At 65.9% G+C, this 14,695-nt stretch carries 22 protein-coding genes; 4 read left to right on the top strand and 18 right to left on the bottom strand.

From position 1 onward, the window contains the following. From QZY48_RS12335 to QZY48_RS12320, 4 genes are all read left to right on the top strand, one after another. Positions 1-189, top strand: a 189-nt coding sequence (locus tag QZY48_RS12335) for a transposase (protein WP_295431155.1), incomplete at its 5' end; no start/stop codon positions are given. Between the two features lie 566 nt (positions 190-755). Further along, positions 756-1,154 carry a hypothetical protein gene (locus tag QZY48_RS12330; protein ID WP_295431154.1) on the top strand — a complete coding sequence of 133 codons (399 nt, stop codon included), beginning with the start codon at positions 756-758 and terminating at the stop codon, positions 1,152-1,154. Continuing rightward, positions 1,148-1,513, top strand: coding sequence for a hypothetical protein (locus QZY48_RS12325; RefSeq protein WP_295431153.1), 366 nt, complete (start codon positions 1,148-1,150; stop codon positions 1,511-1,513). Before QZY48_RS12330 ends, QZY48_RS12325 begins: the two co-directional genes overlap by 7 nt. 137 nt (positions 1,514-1,650) lie before the next feature. Then, positions 1,651-2,934 carry an AAA family ATPase gene (locus QZY48_RS12320; protein WP_295431152.1) on the top strand — a complete coding sequence of 428 codons (1,284 nt, stop codon included), beginning with the start codon at positions 1,651-1,653 and terminating at the stop codon, positions 2,932-2,934. A gap of 75 nt (positions 2,935-3,009) precedes the next feature. Here QZY48_RS12320 and QZY48_RS12315 read toward each other — a convergent pair whose 3' ends face one another. The 18 genes from QZY48_RS12315 to QZY48_RS12230 form a co-directional block, all read right to left on the bottom strand. Next, positions 3,010-3,336 carry a type II toxin-antitoxin system PemK/MazF family toxin gene (locus QZY48_RS12315; protein ID WP_295431151.1) on the bottom strand — a complete coding sequence of 109 codons (327 nt, stop codon included), beginning with the start codon at positions 3,334-3,336 and terminating at the stop codon, positions 3,010-3,012. After that, on the bottom strand, positions 3,333-3,557 hold the full coding sequence (locus QZY48_RS12310) for an antitoxin MazE family protein (RefSeq protein WP_295431150.1): 225 nt from the start codon (positions 3,555-3,557) through the stop codon (positions 3,333-3,335). Before QZY48_RS12310 ends, QZY48_RS12315 begins: the two co-directional genes overlap by 4 nt. A 140-nt stretch (positions 3,558-3,697) precedes the next feature. Next, a complete protein-coding gene (locus tag QZY48_RS12305; RefSeq protein ID WP_295431149.1) occupies positions 3,698-4,135 on the bottom strand; it encodes a hypothetical protein in 438 nt (145 codons plus the stop codon). Positions 4,136-4,567: 432 nt separating this feature from the next. Then, a complete protein-coding gene (locus QZY48_RS12300) occupies positions 4,568-4,930 on the bottom strand; it encodes a hypothetical protein (RefSeq protein ID WP_295431148.1) in 363 nt (120 codons plus the stop codon). A gap of 61 nt (positions 4,931-4,991) precedes the next feature. Further along, complete coding sequence (locus tag QZY48_RS12295; RefSeq protein WP_295431147.1) at positions 4,992-5,195, bottom strand: hypothetical protein; 204 nt, start codon at positions 5,193-5,195, stop codon at positions 4,992-4,994. 324 nt (positions 5,196-5,519) lie between these two features. Further along, positions 5,520-6,884 (bottom strand): AAA family ATPase, encoded by a 1,365-nt coding sequence (locus QZY48_RS12290; protein WP_295431146.1) that lies wholly within the window; start codon positions 6,882-6,884, stop codon positions 5,520-5,522. Then, positions 6,881-7,153: a hypothetical protein gene (locus QZY48_RS12285; protein ID WP_295431145.1), complete on the bottom strand. Its 273-nt coding sequence runs from the start codon at positions 7,151-7,153 to the stop codon at positions 6,881-6,883. Before QZY48_RS12285 ends, QZY48_RS12290 begins: the two co-directional genes overlap by 4 nt. Continuing rightward, positions 7,150-7,473, bottom strand: coding sequence for a hypothetical protein (locus QZY48_RS12280; protein WP_295431144.1), 324 nt, complete (start codon positions 7,471-7,473; stop codon positions 7,150-7,152). Before QZY48_RS12280 ends, QZY48_RS12285 begins: the two co-directional genes overlap by 4 nt. A 358-nt stretch (positions 7,474-7,831) precedes the next feature. After that, a complete protein-coding gene (locus QZY48_RS12275; RefSeq protein WP_295431143.1) occupies positions 7,832-8,152 on the bottom strand; it encodes a hypothetical protein in 321 nt (106 codons plus the stop codon). Positions 8,153-8,345: 193 nt separating this feature from the next. Further along, on the bottom strand, positions 8,346-8,540 hold the full coding sequence (locus QZY48_RS12270) for a hypothetical protein (RefSeq protein WP_295431142.1): 195 nt from the start codon (positions 8,538-8,540) through the stop codon (positions 8,346-8,348). Further along, complete coding sequence (locus QZY48_RS12265) at positions 8,537-8,914, bottom strand: hypothetical protein (RefSeq protein WP_295431141.1); 378 nt, start codon at positions 8,912-8,914, stop codon at positions 8,537-8,539. The genes QZY48_RS12270 and QZY48_RS12265 overlap by 4 nt, the downstream gene beginning before the upstream one ends. Positions 8,915-9,038: 124 nt before the next feature. Beyond that, positions 9,039-9,458: a DUF5681 domain-containing protein gene (locus QZY48_RS12260; RefSeq protein WP_295431140.1), complete on the bottom strand. Its 420-nt coding sequence runs from the start codon at positions 9,456-9,458 to the stop codon at positions 9,039-9,041. A 73-nt stretch (positions 9,459-9,531) separates the two neighbouring features. Beyond that, complete coding sequence (locus QZY48_RS12255; RefSeq protein WP_295431139.1) at positions 9,532-10,557, bottom strand: hypothetical protein; 1,026 nt, start codon at positions 10,555-10,557, stop codon at positions 9,532-9,534. After that, on the bottom strand, positions 10,554-10,967 hold the full coding sequence (locus QZY48_RS12250) for a VRR-NUC domain-containing protein (protein ID WP_295431138.1): 414 nt from the start codon (positions 10,965-10,967) through the stop codon (positions 10,554-10,556). Before QZY48_RS12250 ends, QZY48_RS12255 begins: the two co-directional genes overlap by 4 nt. After that, on the bottom strand, positions 10,964-12,370 hold the full coding sequence (locus tag QZY48_RS12245; protein WP_295431137.1) for a DEAD/DEAH box helicase family protein: 1,407 nt from the start codon (positions 12,368-12,370) through the stop codon (positions 10,964-10,966). The genes QZY48_RS12250 and QZY48_RS12245 overlap by 4 nt, the downstream gene beginning before the upstream one ends. Then, positions 12,367-12,813, bottom strand: coding sequence for a hypothetical protein (locus QZY48_RS12240; RefSeq protein ID WP_295431136.1), 447 nt, complete (start codon positions 12,811-12,813; stop codon positions 12,367-12,369). The genes QZY48_RS12245 and QZY48_RS12240 overlap by 4 nt, the downstream gene beginning before the upstream one ends. Then, positions 12,810-14,324, bottom strand: coding sequence for an AAA family ATPase (locus tag QZY48_RS12235; protein ID WP_295431135.1), 1,515 nt, complete (start codon positions 14,322-14,324; stop codon positions 12,810-12,812). The genes QZY48_RS12240 and QZY48_RS12235 overlap by 4 nt, the downstream gene beginning before the upstream one ends. After that, positions 14,321-14,695 carry a hypothetical protein gene (locus QZY48_RS12230; protein ID WP_295431134.1) on the bottom strand — a complete coding sequence of 125 codons (375 nt, stop codon included), beginning with the start codon at positions 14,693-14,695 and terminating at the stop codon, positions 14,321-14,323. The genes QZY48_RS12235 and QZY48_RS12230 overlap by 4 nt, the downstream gene beginning before the upstream one ends.

The raw sequence follows: 14,695 nt of genomic DNA, 5'->3' as shown, positions 1-14,695 counted from the left end.
CTGAAGACACTTGAAGGTCATATGGAGGAAATCACAAACTATTTTATTGATCGACAAACTAGCGGGTTCGTGGAGGGACTTAACAATAAAATTAAGGTGCTCAAACGCCGATGCTACGGCATCACAAACCACCGCCGACTTTTCCAAAGAGTGTCTCTTGATCTACACGGGTATGCCATGTTCGCCTAGTGCCCCCATAACTTTCAGATAGTTATGCTTTTCCGTTCAGTGCTATTTTGGAGTACATGTGTACGGGCAGAATCGCTTCCATACGACTGATTCTTAAGTATATTGCTAGTAACATCAAGTCCTGAAGAGCCGAATGCGGACTCGTTTAGTTTTGTAATCAATTGGTTAGTCACCTTCGATTATACTCCGAACCGAGTCCGCATTCAGCGTTAAGCCGCTGTATTCACGCCGCAATAGTCTGCTGTGAGGGACCTGTGCAGGGGCTAAAATCGGTATATAAGCAAGCACTAATATGCGGTCTCTATTAGTGGATGTTTATATACTGGCGCAGCTAGCCGTGATCAACGCTGAGGCCCGCCCGCTGAAACATCGGGGTCCCGTCCGTGCTCCCAGGGATGAACGCAATGAATGATATGACCGAAACGATGAATAACGCCTGCTATTGAAAGTAGGAAACTCCAGTAGAAAACCGGCCAACCGTCCTGTCTGCCATCGAGGATACTCTCGCCGATCTGTTGAGTCCACACACGGATGCCAAGACGGGCGGGGCGGCTGCAGAGGTGGCGTTGTTTTCAAGCATGCTCTTAATTGGAGGAGACCGCGCCGTTTCAGATTCCGATGCATCACTGAGCATCGATTGGGCCTCTCTTATTTTGCGCCGTCGCAAGGTGCTGCTTCGCGTGGCTCGCGAGGATCCGCGAATAGCCGTTTTTTCGGTGCGCGCACTGCCAGGCTGGTCATGGTCTGAAGTAATCAAGAATCACGGGTTGCTTGCCACGCTGTCGGAATATCCATCGCGATTTTTTCAGTTGGCTTCGGGCCTGCTTTGCCATCGGTTCTTTATTGGCTTGCGCGCGACAATCCGCGGCATTCTGGCGACTGGTCTGGGGCTTCTGAACAACTCATGGCAATGCCTGTACCGTGGATTCTCGACTACAAAGCGATTAATATTGACGCATTGTTGAGAAAGAGGTTCGGAGCGGCGGCGGCCGTTAAGAATGCGGTCGAACCAAGGGCCAATTTGCCATTTCTTGCGTTCGTATGCGGTGCAATATCGATCGAATGCATTAATGCGGATCGTGGCCGGTCGGTTTCGATAGCCGAAAATCGGATTGAAGAAACATTGTTGGGGGAGGATTTGCCTCCCAGTGCGCCGCTGAAGAAGCTGGCCACGATCTGGGGTTGCCGGGCCCCTCAGGCGCCTCTGGATTCCGGCACTGTCGATTGGAAATTCTTCCGCTTTTCACCGGAGGAGGAGCGGCTTGTTCGGGACTGGATGAAAGGAGAAATCGACCTCGTCGAGACCAATACGGCTGGCGCTTGATCATCGTTGCGACCACATGCGCTTTCGGACGGGGCGAATGCCCCATCCGGTATCTTGCGACCGATTATCCGGAGCAACCGTTGTTCAACAGCATCTCGCTGATCGACTTCAAGAGCTACCGCTAAGCGACCTTGCGGTTGGCCCCGCTGACGCTGCTGATCGGTGCCAACGCGTCGGGGAAGAGCAACGCCATCGAGGGCATCCGGTTTCTGTCCTGGCTGGCCCGCGGTCAGCGGTTGGACGAACTGGTCAGCGCGGTGCAGTCTGAAGATCAGAGGGTGCGCGGAACGGTTGGCGATCTGGTCTACCGGAAGCCGGATGACAAGCAGGATCGTCCGATCTTCGGCTTCGCTTGCCGTGGCAATCCTGGGTTGTTTCGGGATTTCGACGGCAGTTCCGCCCAGTTCAAGACCCGGCTTGAAGTGACCGCAGACGGAATGCGGGTGGCGGCCGAGTCTTTAGGCGGAAGTTATATCGGGCGAGGCAAGCCCCTGCTCTACGAGGTGGTCGAACCGGCAAAGGAATTCAGCCATGAGGTGACCGTGGGCTACGACCGTTTCGCGCCCGGTAGAAGACCGCAGATCGCTTGCAGCGATCAGCAGGCAATCTTCAGCCAACTCGGGACACCCGCGCGTTTCGTTTCTCCATGGGCGCAGCGGCATATACCGGAAGCAGTTGATCGCCTGCGCGGTTTCCTGGACCGCATCCTGTTTCTGGACCCCAACCCAGGCCGGATGCGCAATCCAAGCTTCATCATTGAGAAGCGGCTGAAGGGCGACGGTTCCAATCTGTCGAGCGTGCTATTCGACCTGTGCCGAGAGCCGGACCGCAAAGCAGCCGTGCTGGATTTCATTCGTGCCCTACCGGAGCAGGATATCCGCGATATCGGCTTCCTGGAGGGTCCGCGCAAGGAGGTCATCGTCACCCTGACCGAAGCGTTCGGCGGGGGCGATCGTCAGTGGGATGCCGGCATCCTCTCCGATGGCACACTGCGGGTGCTGGCCATTGCCGCGGCGCTGCTATCCGCACCGGAGGGCTCGTTGGTGATCATTGAGGAGATCGACAACGGGGTTCACCCGAGCCGCGCCGGAATGCTTTTGGAGAATATACTGAAGCTGGCCCAGTCCCGTAAGGTCCGGGTATTGGTTACGACGCATAACCCCGCGCTGCTCGACGCCCTGCCGATCGCGGCCATCCCGGATGTGGTCTGCTGCTATCGCGACCCGGAGCAGGGAGACAGCCGACTCATTCGGCTCGAAGACGTGCGGGACTATCCGGAACTGGTCGCGCAGGGTCCGCTCGGACAGTTGATGACCCGCGGCATCCTCGACCGCTATCTTAAGGACCGCCGCTCGGAGGACGAAAAGAAGGCGCAGGCGCTGCGCTGGCTGCATTCATTGGACCGGGCCAGCAGTGCATGACCTTCTGCATCATCGATACCAGTGTCTTCTGCAATGTTCTGGATATCCCGCACAAGAACCAGCGCTTGTTGTCCATCACTTTGCAATGCCCAAGAAAACGGCCAGACAACGCTCAATCTCTACCATTGTATCCCCATCAATGCGCCCGAAGGCTTGCCCGACCTTGTCGCGCTTCACGGTCATCGCCTTATCGACCATCACTTGTGACGGCTTCTGCAAGCCGTTCCCGGTGTTCGGCTGAACAGTGATCCGAAACAGCGGCGCGGCAACCAGCGTGCTTGTTGACGGCAGTACGGTTACGGTGGCGTGCTCGCCGAATTGATCGGCCTGGATCACCAACGCGGGTCTTGGCTTGCCGAAATCGCCTGGCATGGCGATGGTCACAAAGTCCCCTCGCATCATGACGTCCAGCCGTCCACCTCCGCCACGGCTTCATCCATGAATTGCTGCATCTTCGTGTCGGCCAGATCCGCCTGAGCGGCAAGCAGAGACTGGCGGCGGCATTCTTGCGCAAAGTCTGGCTGTCGCGTATCAGGCACCCAGATTTGCACCGGGCGCAGTCCTGCCCTACGCAAGGCATCGCGATGCTTTTGAACACGGGTGTTCACGGGAATGGTTGCCAACGCAAATCTCCTGATGTCTCGTCACACCCAACAGTATAGTCAATGTAGACGTTACATGCAACGTACTTTGGCGATATGCCGATCCGGTTGTCTCAGGTAACTCGCGCCGCCACTGTTGGACCGCGCTACGCTTGTCTACCCTAGGTGCGGCGTGACCGAAACGATAACCGAGGCCGGTCTTGGGGGCTTGTCGCGGCTCGAGCTTTGCCTGCGCCCGTGCGCGCCCCCCGCCCCGCCAGCGTGGCAACGGCGAGGGTACAGGCCCTGGTAATCAGTATCCCCGGGAGCGCGATCAACACGACCTGTTTGACCATGAACCAATCGACGAACGCGACCGGCAGATAACCGGGCAGCGAGAACCGGACCAGGACATACAGGATGATCAATACGATCAGAATATGGTCGAGTGCCAGTGCGAACACCAAAGGGAAGAGGCCGAAACCGGCGGTGAGCGTGACAAAGAGCCCGGTGACGGCCAGGCCCAGCCCCATGCCGGCCAGCGCGATGACTCTGCGGCCCTGGTACCAGTGATACCAGGGGCTCTTGAGGTTTCTTAGAAAAGATACAATATATTTCAAGTATTTGCGTTCAGTATGTGGAAGGCGATACGTGTAACTCTGGCTTCAGGGACGGAATAGGGACGGAACAATCCGTATACAGCCGTATTTTACCGTTCGTCGGATGCTCAACGGTAGGCCCTGAACTGCCCGGCAGGACCCGACCGGGCAGTGACCCGGGGCCGCCGCTTCCCCCAAAGCTCAAAGGGTCGCTTCTCAAACGGCACCCTTCACGATGGTCGGGAATCCGGCCGACCCCTGCGACGATGACGCACCGGGTCCTGCTCCCCTTCCACCACGGCGCCGACGATGCCGCACCGGGTCCTGCTCCCGGGCGCCCTGGCGTGTGCCTGCATGGCCCTGGGCTGCATCCCCGCGGGGGCCGGACGTTAAGCCGGCGCTCGAATCCGACTTCGCCCAGGTCATCCCGTGCGCGCGGGGGCCGATCGGGCGTCAGTCGGCATCCTTGGCCCCTCGACCGAGCGTCCGATTCAGGTTGCTGCGATCCGGTGTCGTGCCGCCGGTTTTCGCTCCAGTAACGGACGCTTCCGTTACTGAAACGGGTATCCCATGGCCCAAGCGGCGCAGCAGTTCGGTTGCGATCCGCTCCACATCGAACGGCATCTTTGCCCGGTAGGCGGCTCCGATCCCCTCCAGCAGGACGGATGCGGGCTGGTCACCCAGTGCGCCGTGCCCCTCGAATACCAGCGTCTTGGCGCGTTCTCGTAGTGCTGCACTGCGCTGCGCTCCGGTGCGGGCGCGGCCACTGGCGGGCCGTCCGCGCTGCTTGCGTGGGGTGCTAAGGGTGTCTTGCATTGTCGTTCCAGTAACGATTGGTGTCCCTTTATTATCGTCACTGGAACGGATAAAGCAACTATCAGGGTTGGCCTTTCTCCAACCTGACCAGGCGGGCCTCCAAGTCCACCAGGCGGCGGGTGAATGCGTCGTCGGGGGTAGGCCCAAGAGGTTCGACACGACAGCCGCCGCGCTGCGCCAACTCCGCGGCGGCCTCCATCAGCACGTGGGGCAAGCGGCGATGATTGGCGACCCGGATCAGCTCCAGCAACCCGGTGTCTGGCAAGTCGCTGAACAGAAGATCGGCGGGAGCATCAAGCGTTGCTCGGGCTCTGGCGCGCAGGTCCGCCATACGCTGCGCGGCCGTTCTGGCGTTGCCGGTGGGTGGGCGTCCGCGCTTGGATCGCGGGGCGGCAGGTTCTCGCATAGGGATCGGCCATGGGTGGTTGCGGTTCTATTATTATCGTTCCTGCAACGCGAAAGGCGCAATGGTTTTCAAGGTCCACGATGGGGCGATGCAGCGGCCGACCTACCCCAAGTCGGCGCCGCTTGCAGGGCAACAAAAAGCCCGCACAAGGCGGGCTCGGTGGTGGTCAGGGAGCGGGGCCGGTCAGGTCTGGATCGCCTCCACGATAGCGGCCTCGGCCGCCTTCAAGGCGAGCGTGGTCTTGCGAGGGGGTAACCGCGGGGCCGCCTGGGGGTCCGGTCCTGCGGCGCTCGAAGGTGCCGAATCGTCCAAAGGGTGCAAAGAATGCACTCTCCGGAGAGTGCTCCCTTTGCTCCCTTTGGCATCTTCGGGGGCGCGCTCGGCCGGGAGCGACCAGGACCAACTGCCCTGGTAGCCCTCCTTTCTCCGCTCAATCCCGATCCGGTGCGCCACGCGCTTCACCCGGTCCCAAGAGTACCCGGCCCCGCTGGCGTCCTCCTGCATCTGCTTGGCGCTCACCGGCCCCGCGGCCAGACAGCCGCGGATGAACGACTCCAGGTCCGCCGCCTCACTGGTGGCGTCCGGGCCCCTCCGCTCATCCGCCCGCCCCAGCAAGTCCCGCGCGTTCCCCTCCAGGACCTCGCCCCAGACAACCCGCGTGGCACTGATCCCGGGATGCTCGGCCAACTCACCCACAACCAGGTGGTACGCGAACCCGCCGTGGTCCGGCCCCAGATTCGACTTGGCCCGGACCAGGATACAGCCGCCCCCCTGTTCGTCCGCGAGCTTTGCCGTTGCCAGAACCACGCGCGCCAGGGCGCCGAACGCCAGCGAGCCGGTAACCCGCTCGGTGGGGTCCCGGCCCTGGGTGCCCTTGGAGAAGTGCGACACCCCCAAGACCGCAATCCCGCGCTCGGCGGCCAGGTCCACCAGCGGTTGCAGGGCCGATCGGACCTCGGCGTTCTTGTGCGAGTCACCCGTCACCGCCGACACCAACGGGTCAACGATCAGCAGCAGCGGTGCCGGGTCCATGCGCGCGAGCCGGGCCGACAGGGCGCCGATGTCCGTTGCCGGATCGAAGGCCCGCGCGCCCCGCTCGGTGGTGAACCCCGACACCAGGTGCACCCGGGCAGGATCAGCCCCGGCGGCGATCAGGCGGGGCACCAGGACATCGCCCGGGGTGTCCTCGCCCGACCACAAGGCCACATCCCCCAGCGGTGCCACGGGGCCATCAGGCCAGTGTCCGCCACGGGTCAGGATGGCAGCGAAGGCCAGCCCCAGCGTGGTCTTGCCGGTCCCGGGGGCGCCCGCGATCAGGTGCACCTTGCCCCGAGCCAGCCAGCCGTCCCACAACCACGCGATAGGCTCGAGGATGACATCCGTTGCCCGGGTCAGCGACACCCCGACCACGGGCCGCCGATGCGCCGTCGAGGTGGTGACGGCCGCCAGGTGTGCCCGGACCTCGGCCCGACCAACTGCCTCCAGGTCGGCCAGGCTCAGGGGCAGGGCGGCGCCGGATCGGACCAGGGCGAGCGGGGCGGGGCTCACGCTGCACCCCCGGCTGCGTCCAGCGCCTCAAAGACCGAATCAAGCTCACGCTGCAGCAGGCCCGTCGCCATCCTCGCGCAGTCCACCAGCGAGACAATGTTTGCTTGGGTGGCGAGTGGTGAGGGCTCAGATGTCGCCAATTTGCACTCGTGCAACAACTCATGGGCCAGGGTCAACACGCGGACGATAGACGCCGGGCCGTACTCAAGGCATTGACGATGCTGCTCAAGGTAGAAGCGGATGTGGTCGGGAGTCTTGGGCGTACTCATGACGGCACCCCCTGGTTGCTGAAGATCCCACGCAGCAGTGCCAGAGCGGACTCGGCGTCAAGAGCGGTGTGGGCCTGGGGCGGTTCGGCGGGATCGTGGGCGGCTTCCTCTGCCGGTCGATAGGCTCTTTCAGCGGCGGTTAGGTTGTCTGCCAGGCGGCTCAAGAGCAAGTACAGGCCGAACGAATCAGTCTCCCCGGTCAGGTCGGCGGCGGGCAGGTGGGCCAGGACGCGCAGTTGGGCGGCGGTCTCACTGGCCACGTCTCGCAGGAGTAGCGCGGCGGTCTGGTCGTCGATAGGGGCAGTCGTGGGTGAAGTCATGGTCAATCTCCAGTCGTTGGGATTGACCGCGGCGGGCGGCAGAGGCAGGCAGGCGCACCCCCGGCGGGGGTACAATCTGACTGCCGGTGCTCAACCGTTCACGCGGTCGGGCTTTGCGCGGTGTCCCTGCCAGGGGACACCACGACGGCGCCCACACTACGCCACCCGGCCCCGCTTCGACAAGCCCCGCTCATCGGCGGGGTTTCGTGTTTCTGCAAGCCGTGTCGAGTCGCCAGCCGTCTATCCGCGACCTCGCAAGGGCAGCAGCCGTAAGCCCCCCCTGAAGGTCCACCCTGGCGCGCAGGTCCTCGCGAGCGACGGGACCTGGGCCGACGGGGGGAGGTTTCGGCGTTGGCCGTCAGTCCTGCGGGTTCTCCGGCGGTTCCCTCATCATTTCCTGGTACGCCCGTTCCTTCTCCGCCAACTCCGCGTCCAGTTCCTCGTCCGCGTCCGCGTCCGGTTCGGGGTCCAGCAGGATGAACTGTTTCAGTACCACCTCGTCCGCCGCGTGGCTCGGGTAGCCGCTCGCCATCAGTCGCGCCTTCTCCTCTTGCGCCTGGATGGCTGCCACCCGGAGCGCCTCCTGGAACAGCCCCCGCGCCTTCAGGTCGGCCACCCTCTGGGGTAGCCATATGGTCCAGTGCTTGCGCGCTCGTGCTTGGAAGGCTTCCGTTGACATGGCTGGGTACCTCTGTTGCGGGGGGTAGATACTTGGTGCTGCCGTGGTTGTCAGTCGTTAAGCCTAGCGTCCGTTGGCAGCTTCCGCTGTGGAACGATTGGCGCGGGCGCGGGCGCGGGTGACGAAGGTCGCCCCGGCCGTCCACCCGCGGCCAGGTCAGCACGGGCGTTTTGCGCCAAACGCCGAACCGCGGTCAGCCCGGCGCGCAGAAGTCCAGAACCAGGACCACACTGAACGCCTCGACCGGCCGCCCCCACCCGGCCGCGGTGCGCTCGATGGCATCCTCGCTGCTCTCCCCTGGCTGCGGCAGGACTACCAGGGTCCCGCCCTGGCGTTCTTGCTGGTCGCGCTCCAGGTGTTCCAGGCGGCGCTTGAGGGTGGCGTTCATGTCGTGGTCTCCTGCCCGATCAGTAAACCCGCCTCGCGCATCCATCTGACCTGTCGCGGATCGGCAAGCCCGGCCCCCACGGCAACCGCCAGCAGGTCCCGGTACGGCGCCGATGCGCGGGCCTCCCGGCACAGGAGGGCCAGCACGCGCATGGTGCGTTCGGTGCTGGTCAGTTCTCGCCGATCCGTGGCAGGCACCGTCGGCAGGGCTTCCATGGCTGCACGCCAGGGTGCGGGGTCCTCCCCGGCCGCCGTCCTGACCACCAGATTCAGCAACGCCCAGCGTCGGGCCGGGTTGCGGGTGGACTGCGCCAGTTCGCGCTGCTCGTGCGCGACCTCCAGGAGGTGCAGCCGGCGGCGTAGCGTGGCGCTCATGGATCCGCGGCTTTGTCAGGCCGGGGGAAAATCCCCGGGGGAAATTTCTCCCGGCGGGCCGTCCGGCGAAAAATCCCCGGGGGAAATTTCACCCTGCGGCCGTGCGGGCTGCGCCGGGCGGCGTTCATGGCGTGGTGCTCCCGCCCGCGGTACCGCGCTCCAGGCGCTCAATGCGCTCGATCAGTTCCGCGGTTTCCTTCACCCGGGCCAGGGCCGCCAGGACCCCAGCCACAGACCCGGCCTGTTCGGGCGAGAGTCCACCCCCTGCCAGGGCCACCAAGACGGCCGTAGCGGCGCCCCCCAAGTCGGCAGGGGCGTTGCCAAGGGCGAGCGGTGTTGGCGTGTCCACGCTCTTGAGGGACGGCAACACGCGGTCCAGCAGCAGGCGGGCGGCCATGACATCCCCGGCCGCAGCCTTCTCCTGCATGGCCTTCAGGATGCCCGGTACCGCCTCGGCGATCTGCGCCCGCATCTTGCCCTGCTTGGTCAGCGTGCCGGGCTTCCTGCCGGCCGGGTTCCCTGATTGCCCCTTGGCAAAAGTCACTTGCTACCCCCTTGCATCAAGCAGATTTTGCTGTTGTTTTACACAGATAACAGTGTACCCCTGCCGCCGCCGCTCAGTATGTGATCGCCACCCGCCCAACCCGTCCGGTCGCGATCCCGCGCACCACGGTCCGCGCCTCGTCCAACGACAGCCCCAGAGCGCACAGGTCGGCCGCCACGGCGTTGTGGACCTGGGCGGCGTGCTCGCGATCCCGGGCGCGGCGCAGGGCCTCCTGCTCACGGGCCAGTCGATCCGCCTCGATGCGCTCACGCTCACGCTCGCGTTGCAGGGCGCGGGCGGTCTCCTGCAAGGCGTCCTGTTCCTGTTGCAGCCGGCGGGCCTCGGCCTCCAGGGCGCGGCGCTCGGCATCCTGGCGTTGCTGCTCGACCTCGCGCGCACGCTGTTCGGCGGCCTCCTGTTGGGCACGGCCACGGGCCTCGGCTTCCTCGGTGGCCTGGCGGGCGGCCTCCTGGGCGATCCGCGCCTCTCGCTCGGCTTGTTCCTGGGCCTCGTGTTCCCGCTCCATCCGCACCCGCTCGGCCGCGCGGCGCTCAGCCTCCAGGGCGGCGGTGTAGGCCCCGCGCAAGGCGGCAAGAGCCGCATCCTTGGAGCGAGCGGCGGTCAGGGCGAACGCGCCCCAGTCCTCCCCGAGCGTCACCGCTTCGACCTCGGCGAGCCGGGCGGCGAGCAACGCGGAGTCGGCGCCGGGCGCCAGGTCGGCCGCCGCGTTGAGGCTGGCCAGGCGCGCCTCCAGGGCCGCCACGCGGGCGCGCTCGGCCTCCTCGAACTCGCTCAAGGGCCGCCGGACCTCCTCCTTGAGCGCGTCCAGGTAATCCCGGGCGCGCTTGCGCTCGGCGTCCACCTGGGCCGGTAGCAGCTTGAGCTGTGCCACATAGTCCTTGCCGATGCCATCCAGGTAGGTCTTGGCCCTGGCGACTCGGGCGGCGGTGCTGGCGATGGCGTCGCGGCCCTTCTTGGTGCGCAGGTCGGGCACGATGGCGCGGGCATCGCTGGCGATGCGCTCCGGGACCTCGGTCAGCCCGAGCGGGGCGAACAGTGCCGCCGGGTTCGGGTCGGCGAGCGGGATCAGGTCGTTCATGTGGGTGTCCTGCACGGCCAGTCGGCCGGAATCGAGGTGTTGGTGGTCAGGTCATCAGCGGACCGGGCCAGGATCGCCAGTCCGCCCTTGGAGCGGACGAACGCCAGGAACCGCTCTTGCTCCGCAGTCACCCGGCCCCGTGGTCCCTTGACCTCCAAGGCGATGAACTGCGCCAGCGTGGCGCCGACCATCGGCGCAGTGACCACGACCGGCCGGAGACCGATCAGGTCAGCAGAGCCCGTGCACAGTCCCGCGTGGAGCGGCCTGGGATTGCGGATCAGGATTGAACCGTCAGCGAGCCGGGAGACATCCCCCGTCCATGCCTGCCCGGTGTTGTTCCTCCAGGTCGTCCACCCGGCCGCACTGGCGGCGAGCATGATGTCTCGCTGGATGCGTCCTTCGTTGGTCATTGACTGGCCCGGCTCATTGGCTGGCGGCCTTGACGGGCGGCGTGCACCCGCTCGGCCCAGCCTGGATGGTAGCCACGGGCGGCGCCGATGCGGCGCAGGTCCTCCAGGGTCTTGGCGTCCTTCTGTTCCCGCTTCGCGGCATCGCGGGCGGCGCTGCGTTGGATCTCTGCAAGCTCCCCGTCAACCTCGCGGACCACGCGCACCGATGCCGGGTAGACGAACCCGCAGGAGGGGCAAGCGGGCCTCGGCCGGTGGACCGTGTAGCAAGCGGGGCACTGCTTGACCGCCAGGTCGGGCGCCGGGTCGGCCTTGCGGCGCTTCCTGCCCTCCAAGGTCCACACGCGGTCATCGTCCGGCAGGCCGTGGCGGTGGCAGTTCCCCACATGATCCAGGATGGTTGCATGGGTCTTGCCCGGGAACGGACGCAAGGCGCGGCCGACCTGTTGCAGGTAGAGCCCGAGCGATTGTGTCGGGCGCAGCAGCACGGCGGCGCCCACCACGGGAATGTCGGTGCCCTCGCTGATGATCTCGCAGGAGGTGAGGACCTGAAGCGCGCCGGTGCCAAGGTCGGCGATCCGCCCGGCCCGCGTGGTGTCGTCCATGGTCCCGTCGATGCTCGCGGCCTGGTACCCGGCCAGACTGAAGGCGGCGGCAACGTGCTCGGCGTGGGCGACGCTGGCACAGAACACGATGGCCGGCTGCCCCGGGCAATACCGGGCGTAGTGCGTCACCGCATTGCCGGTGATCGTCGGCCGGTCCACGACGGCGGCCAACTCGCCCGCGGCGAAGTCCCCCCCGATGCGGCGCACCCCTGACAGGTCCGGGGCGCCGGGAGGGGCGTAGACCACGGGGCGCGACAGGTACCCCGCGGTCACCAACTCCTGCACGGTGGGGCCCGACACCAGCGACTCGAAGAACCCGCCGGCCACGGTACCGAGTCCCTGACCGTCCAGCCGTTGCGGCGTCGCTGTGACACCCAGCACGCGCGCGGTGTCGAAGTGCGCCAACACCCGCCCGTGCCCAGTGGTGCGGGTCGCGTGGTGCGCCTCGTCCACCACGATCAGCGTCGGTTGCCAGTCCAGGCGTTCCAGGCGGCGCACGACGGTCTGCACGCTGGCGACTTGTACCGCGTCCTCGGTTGCCGGATGCCCTGGGAGGATCAGCCCATGGGCCACGTCGAAGGCGGCCAGCGTACGGCTGGTCTGGCGGATCAGTTCTTGCCGGTGCGCGAGGATCAGGACCCGGCCGCCACGGTCCACGGCGCTGGATGCGATGTAGCTGAACATCACGGTCTTGCCGGACCCGGTGGGAGCGACCAATAAGACCGCGCGGCGGCGGGCCTGGTAGGCGGCGCGAACCTGGTTGATCGCACTGTGCTGATAGGTGCGCAGGTCGATGGTCACTGGACACCCCCGGCAACCTGCTCACGAACCTCCAGGACCCGGCCCCAGAAGCGCCCCTCTGCGTCCTGGCGGGCGTCCTCCAGGCTGCACCCGGGAGCAACCAGTGTCACCCAGCGCGGCGCCAGCGGGGCGCCCATGTCCACCAGGATGCGGTAGCAGCGCATGGTGGAGCGGGCCGCGGCCTCGGCGACCGGGCGCGGCTCGCCGCCGTCGAACTCGCGGATCGCGGCGCGCTTCTCAACTGCCTCGCTGATGGCCTCCAGGTCGGCCGGGTCCAGGGCGGGCGGGGTCAGGAGGCGCAGGAGGGCGGCCTTGTTGCTGCGCAGCACGGGCGTCCACTTCGCCACGGCGGCGGTGGGGCCACGGACCTTCAGAACGCTGCCCTCCACGGCCAGCGACAGCCCGTCGGCGCGGGCGGCAGACACCAGGGCGGCGGGGGTCACAGGTGGACCTCTGCCACGGTGGGCGGCGGGGTTTCGTCAGGGTCGCACGGGTCGGTGGGAACGGCGGGGCCGGCGTGCTCTTGGGTCCAATCCGTTATATCCGTGGCAATCCGTTGACCATCGTTGACGGATTGAGGGAAGGGGGGCCGCACCCCCCCACGGTTTAATCCGTTGGGGGTGCTGTCCCTATAGGGCGACGGATTAAAGGAGGGTGACGGCATGGCCTCCCCGGTGGGGGCTGTTTCGGGGGTCATGCCGTCAGGCTGAACAACAGAATGGCCGGGGGGGCAGAGGTAGGTTTTCCGGCGGCCCCAACAGAGTTCACGCGGTAGGGGTGCGTCAACGATCCGGGTGGACACCAGCAGTTCCGCCAGGGCGCGGCGGATGTTCTTCTGCGTCATGCCCATGGTTTCGGCCATGCCGTCCAAGGTGCTTCCCGTGTGGCGCCGACCCTGCCCAAGCTCGGCGATGATGAACCGCTCCACTTGGTCCGCCTGGACCGCCCGTTGGATATCCGGGGCCAGCCGGGGCGCCTCGGTGAAGTGCTCGAAGGCAAACCCGGCGCGCCTGATCCAAATGCGTGGGAGGTTCGGGGGCGCGTAGCTGAGCTTCGCCCGGACCATGACGGCGATGCTGGCGTCTGGCCCTGGGTGGCACCCCTGGGGCGGATGCAGCCCGCTCCCGTCTTCCGGGCCCCAAGCCTGCAAGACCGTGGTCATCCGCGAGCCGTCCGGCAGTGCTGAGCCGCCACGGCCGCTGTACTGGTCCAGGGTGCCCGCGCGAGCGTTGCCCTTGCCAGTGTGGTGGACCACGCGCACGCAGCAATCCAGGCCCTTTACGATGCGTCTGGCGGCGGTCACGATGCCTTGCTCGTTGTCGTTGACCATGCCCTCACTGGCGCCGAACGACACCAGCGGATCGAACGTCACCACGGCGGGCGGGTCGGGCAGGTAGGCCTCCACGATCGCGTCAGCGAGCCAGGTCAGGACCACGTTACCGTCGGCGGCGGCCACCAGCTTGACCGGCTCGCCGGTCACGTCCCACACGCGCACGCCACGGATCGCGGTCGCGCGTTCGGCGGGCGTCAGGTCCAGGGCGGCCAGGATTTCCCGCAGGCGGGCCATGATCTGCTCGCGCCGGTCCTCCGCGGTGACCAGGAGGGTCCAGCCTGGGGCCTCGACCGGCAGGCCCCAGACGGGCCGCCCAAGCGCGATCATGACCGCCTCGTGGATGAGGACGGTCGTCTTGCCGGTGCCGCCCGGGGCAACAACCTGGGCCACGTCGGCGTAGGTGTGGTCTTTCACGATGCAGCGGGGCGTCAGGCGCGCGGCGGCAAGCTCTATCTCGGTGGCGATCAGTGACGCGGGCGCGGGTGGGCGGGCGGGGTCCGGGGCGGCCTCCGCAGGATCATGGGGAGGGCGGTGTAGCGGTACCGCGGCGAAACCGTCGTACGGCCTCCACAGCGCGTCCAATTCGTCGGCCTGGCGAAGTTGCTCGGGTGTCGGCGTCATGCGGCATCCTCCAGTTGGCGCCATAACTCCACCCGTCGGCGAGCAAGCCCCACGCGCGCATCGTCCTCGATCCCGAGCGGGCGCCCATCTCGGAGTCGAGCGGCAGCGATGACCAGAACCTCGCGCTCGATATCCAGGTCCGGGAGGATGATCGGATCATCCGCCGGCCTAAAGATGGTCCCCTCTGGTGTGAAAATCAGAACCTCACCGCGGGTGGTCGTCCAGTTGCCGGCCGCGTCCCTGGACACCGGCAGCAGTTGGCCATCGGTCAACCTGCACCAGTGCTTTCGGTTCTGATCCAGGTAGACCGCAGACCAGTCGGCGGACTCAAAGAGCGGCGCGTCTACGAAGACTGGGGCGGGTCCGTCCAT

This window comes from uncultured Thiodictyon sp. (genome assembly GCF_903828115.1).
Taxonomy (GTDB): domain Bacteria; phylum Pseudomonadota; class Gammaproteobacteria; order Chromatiales; family Chromatiaceae; genus Thiodictyon.
This window is presented reverse-complemented; position numbering and strand designations above follow the sequence as displayed.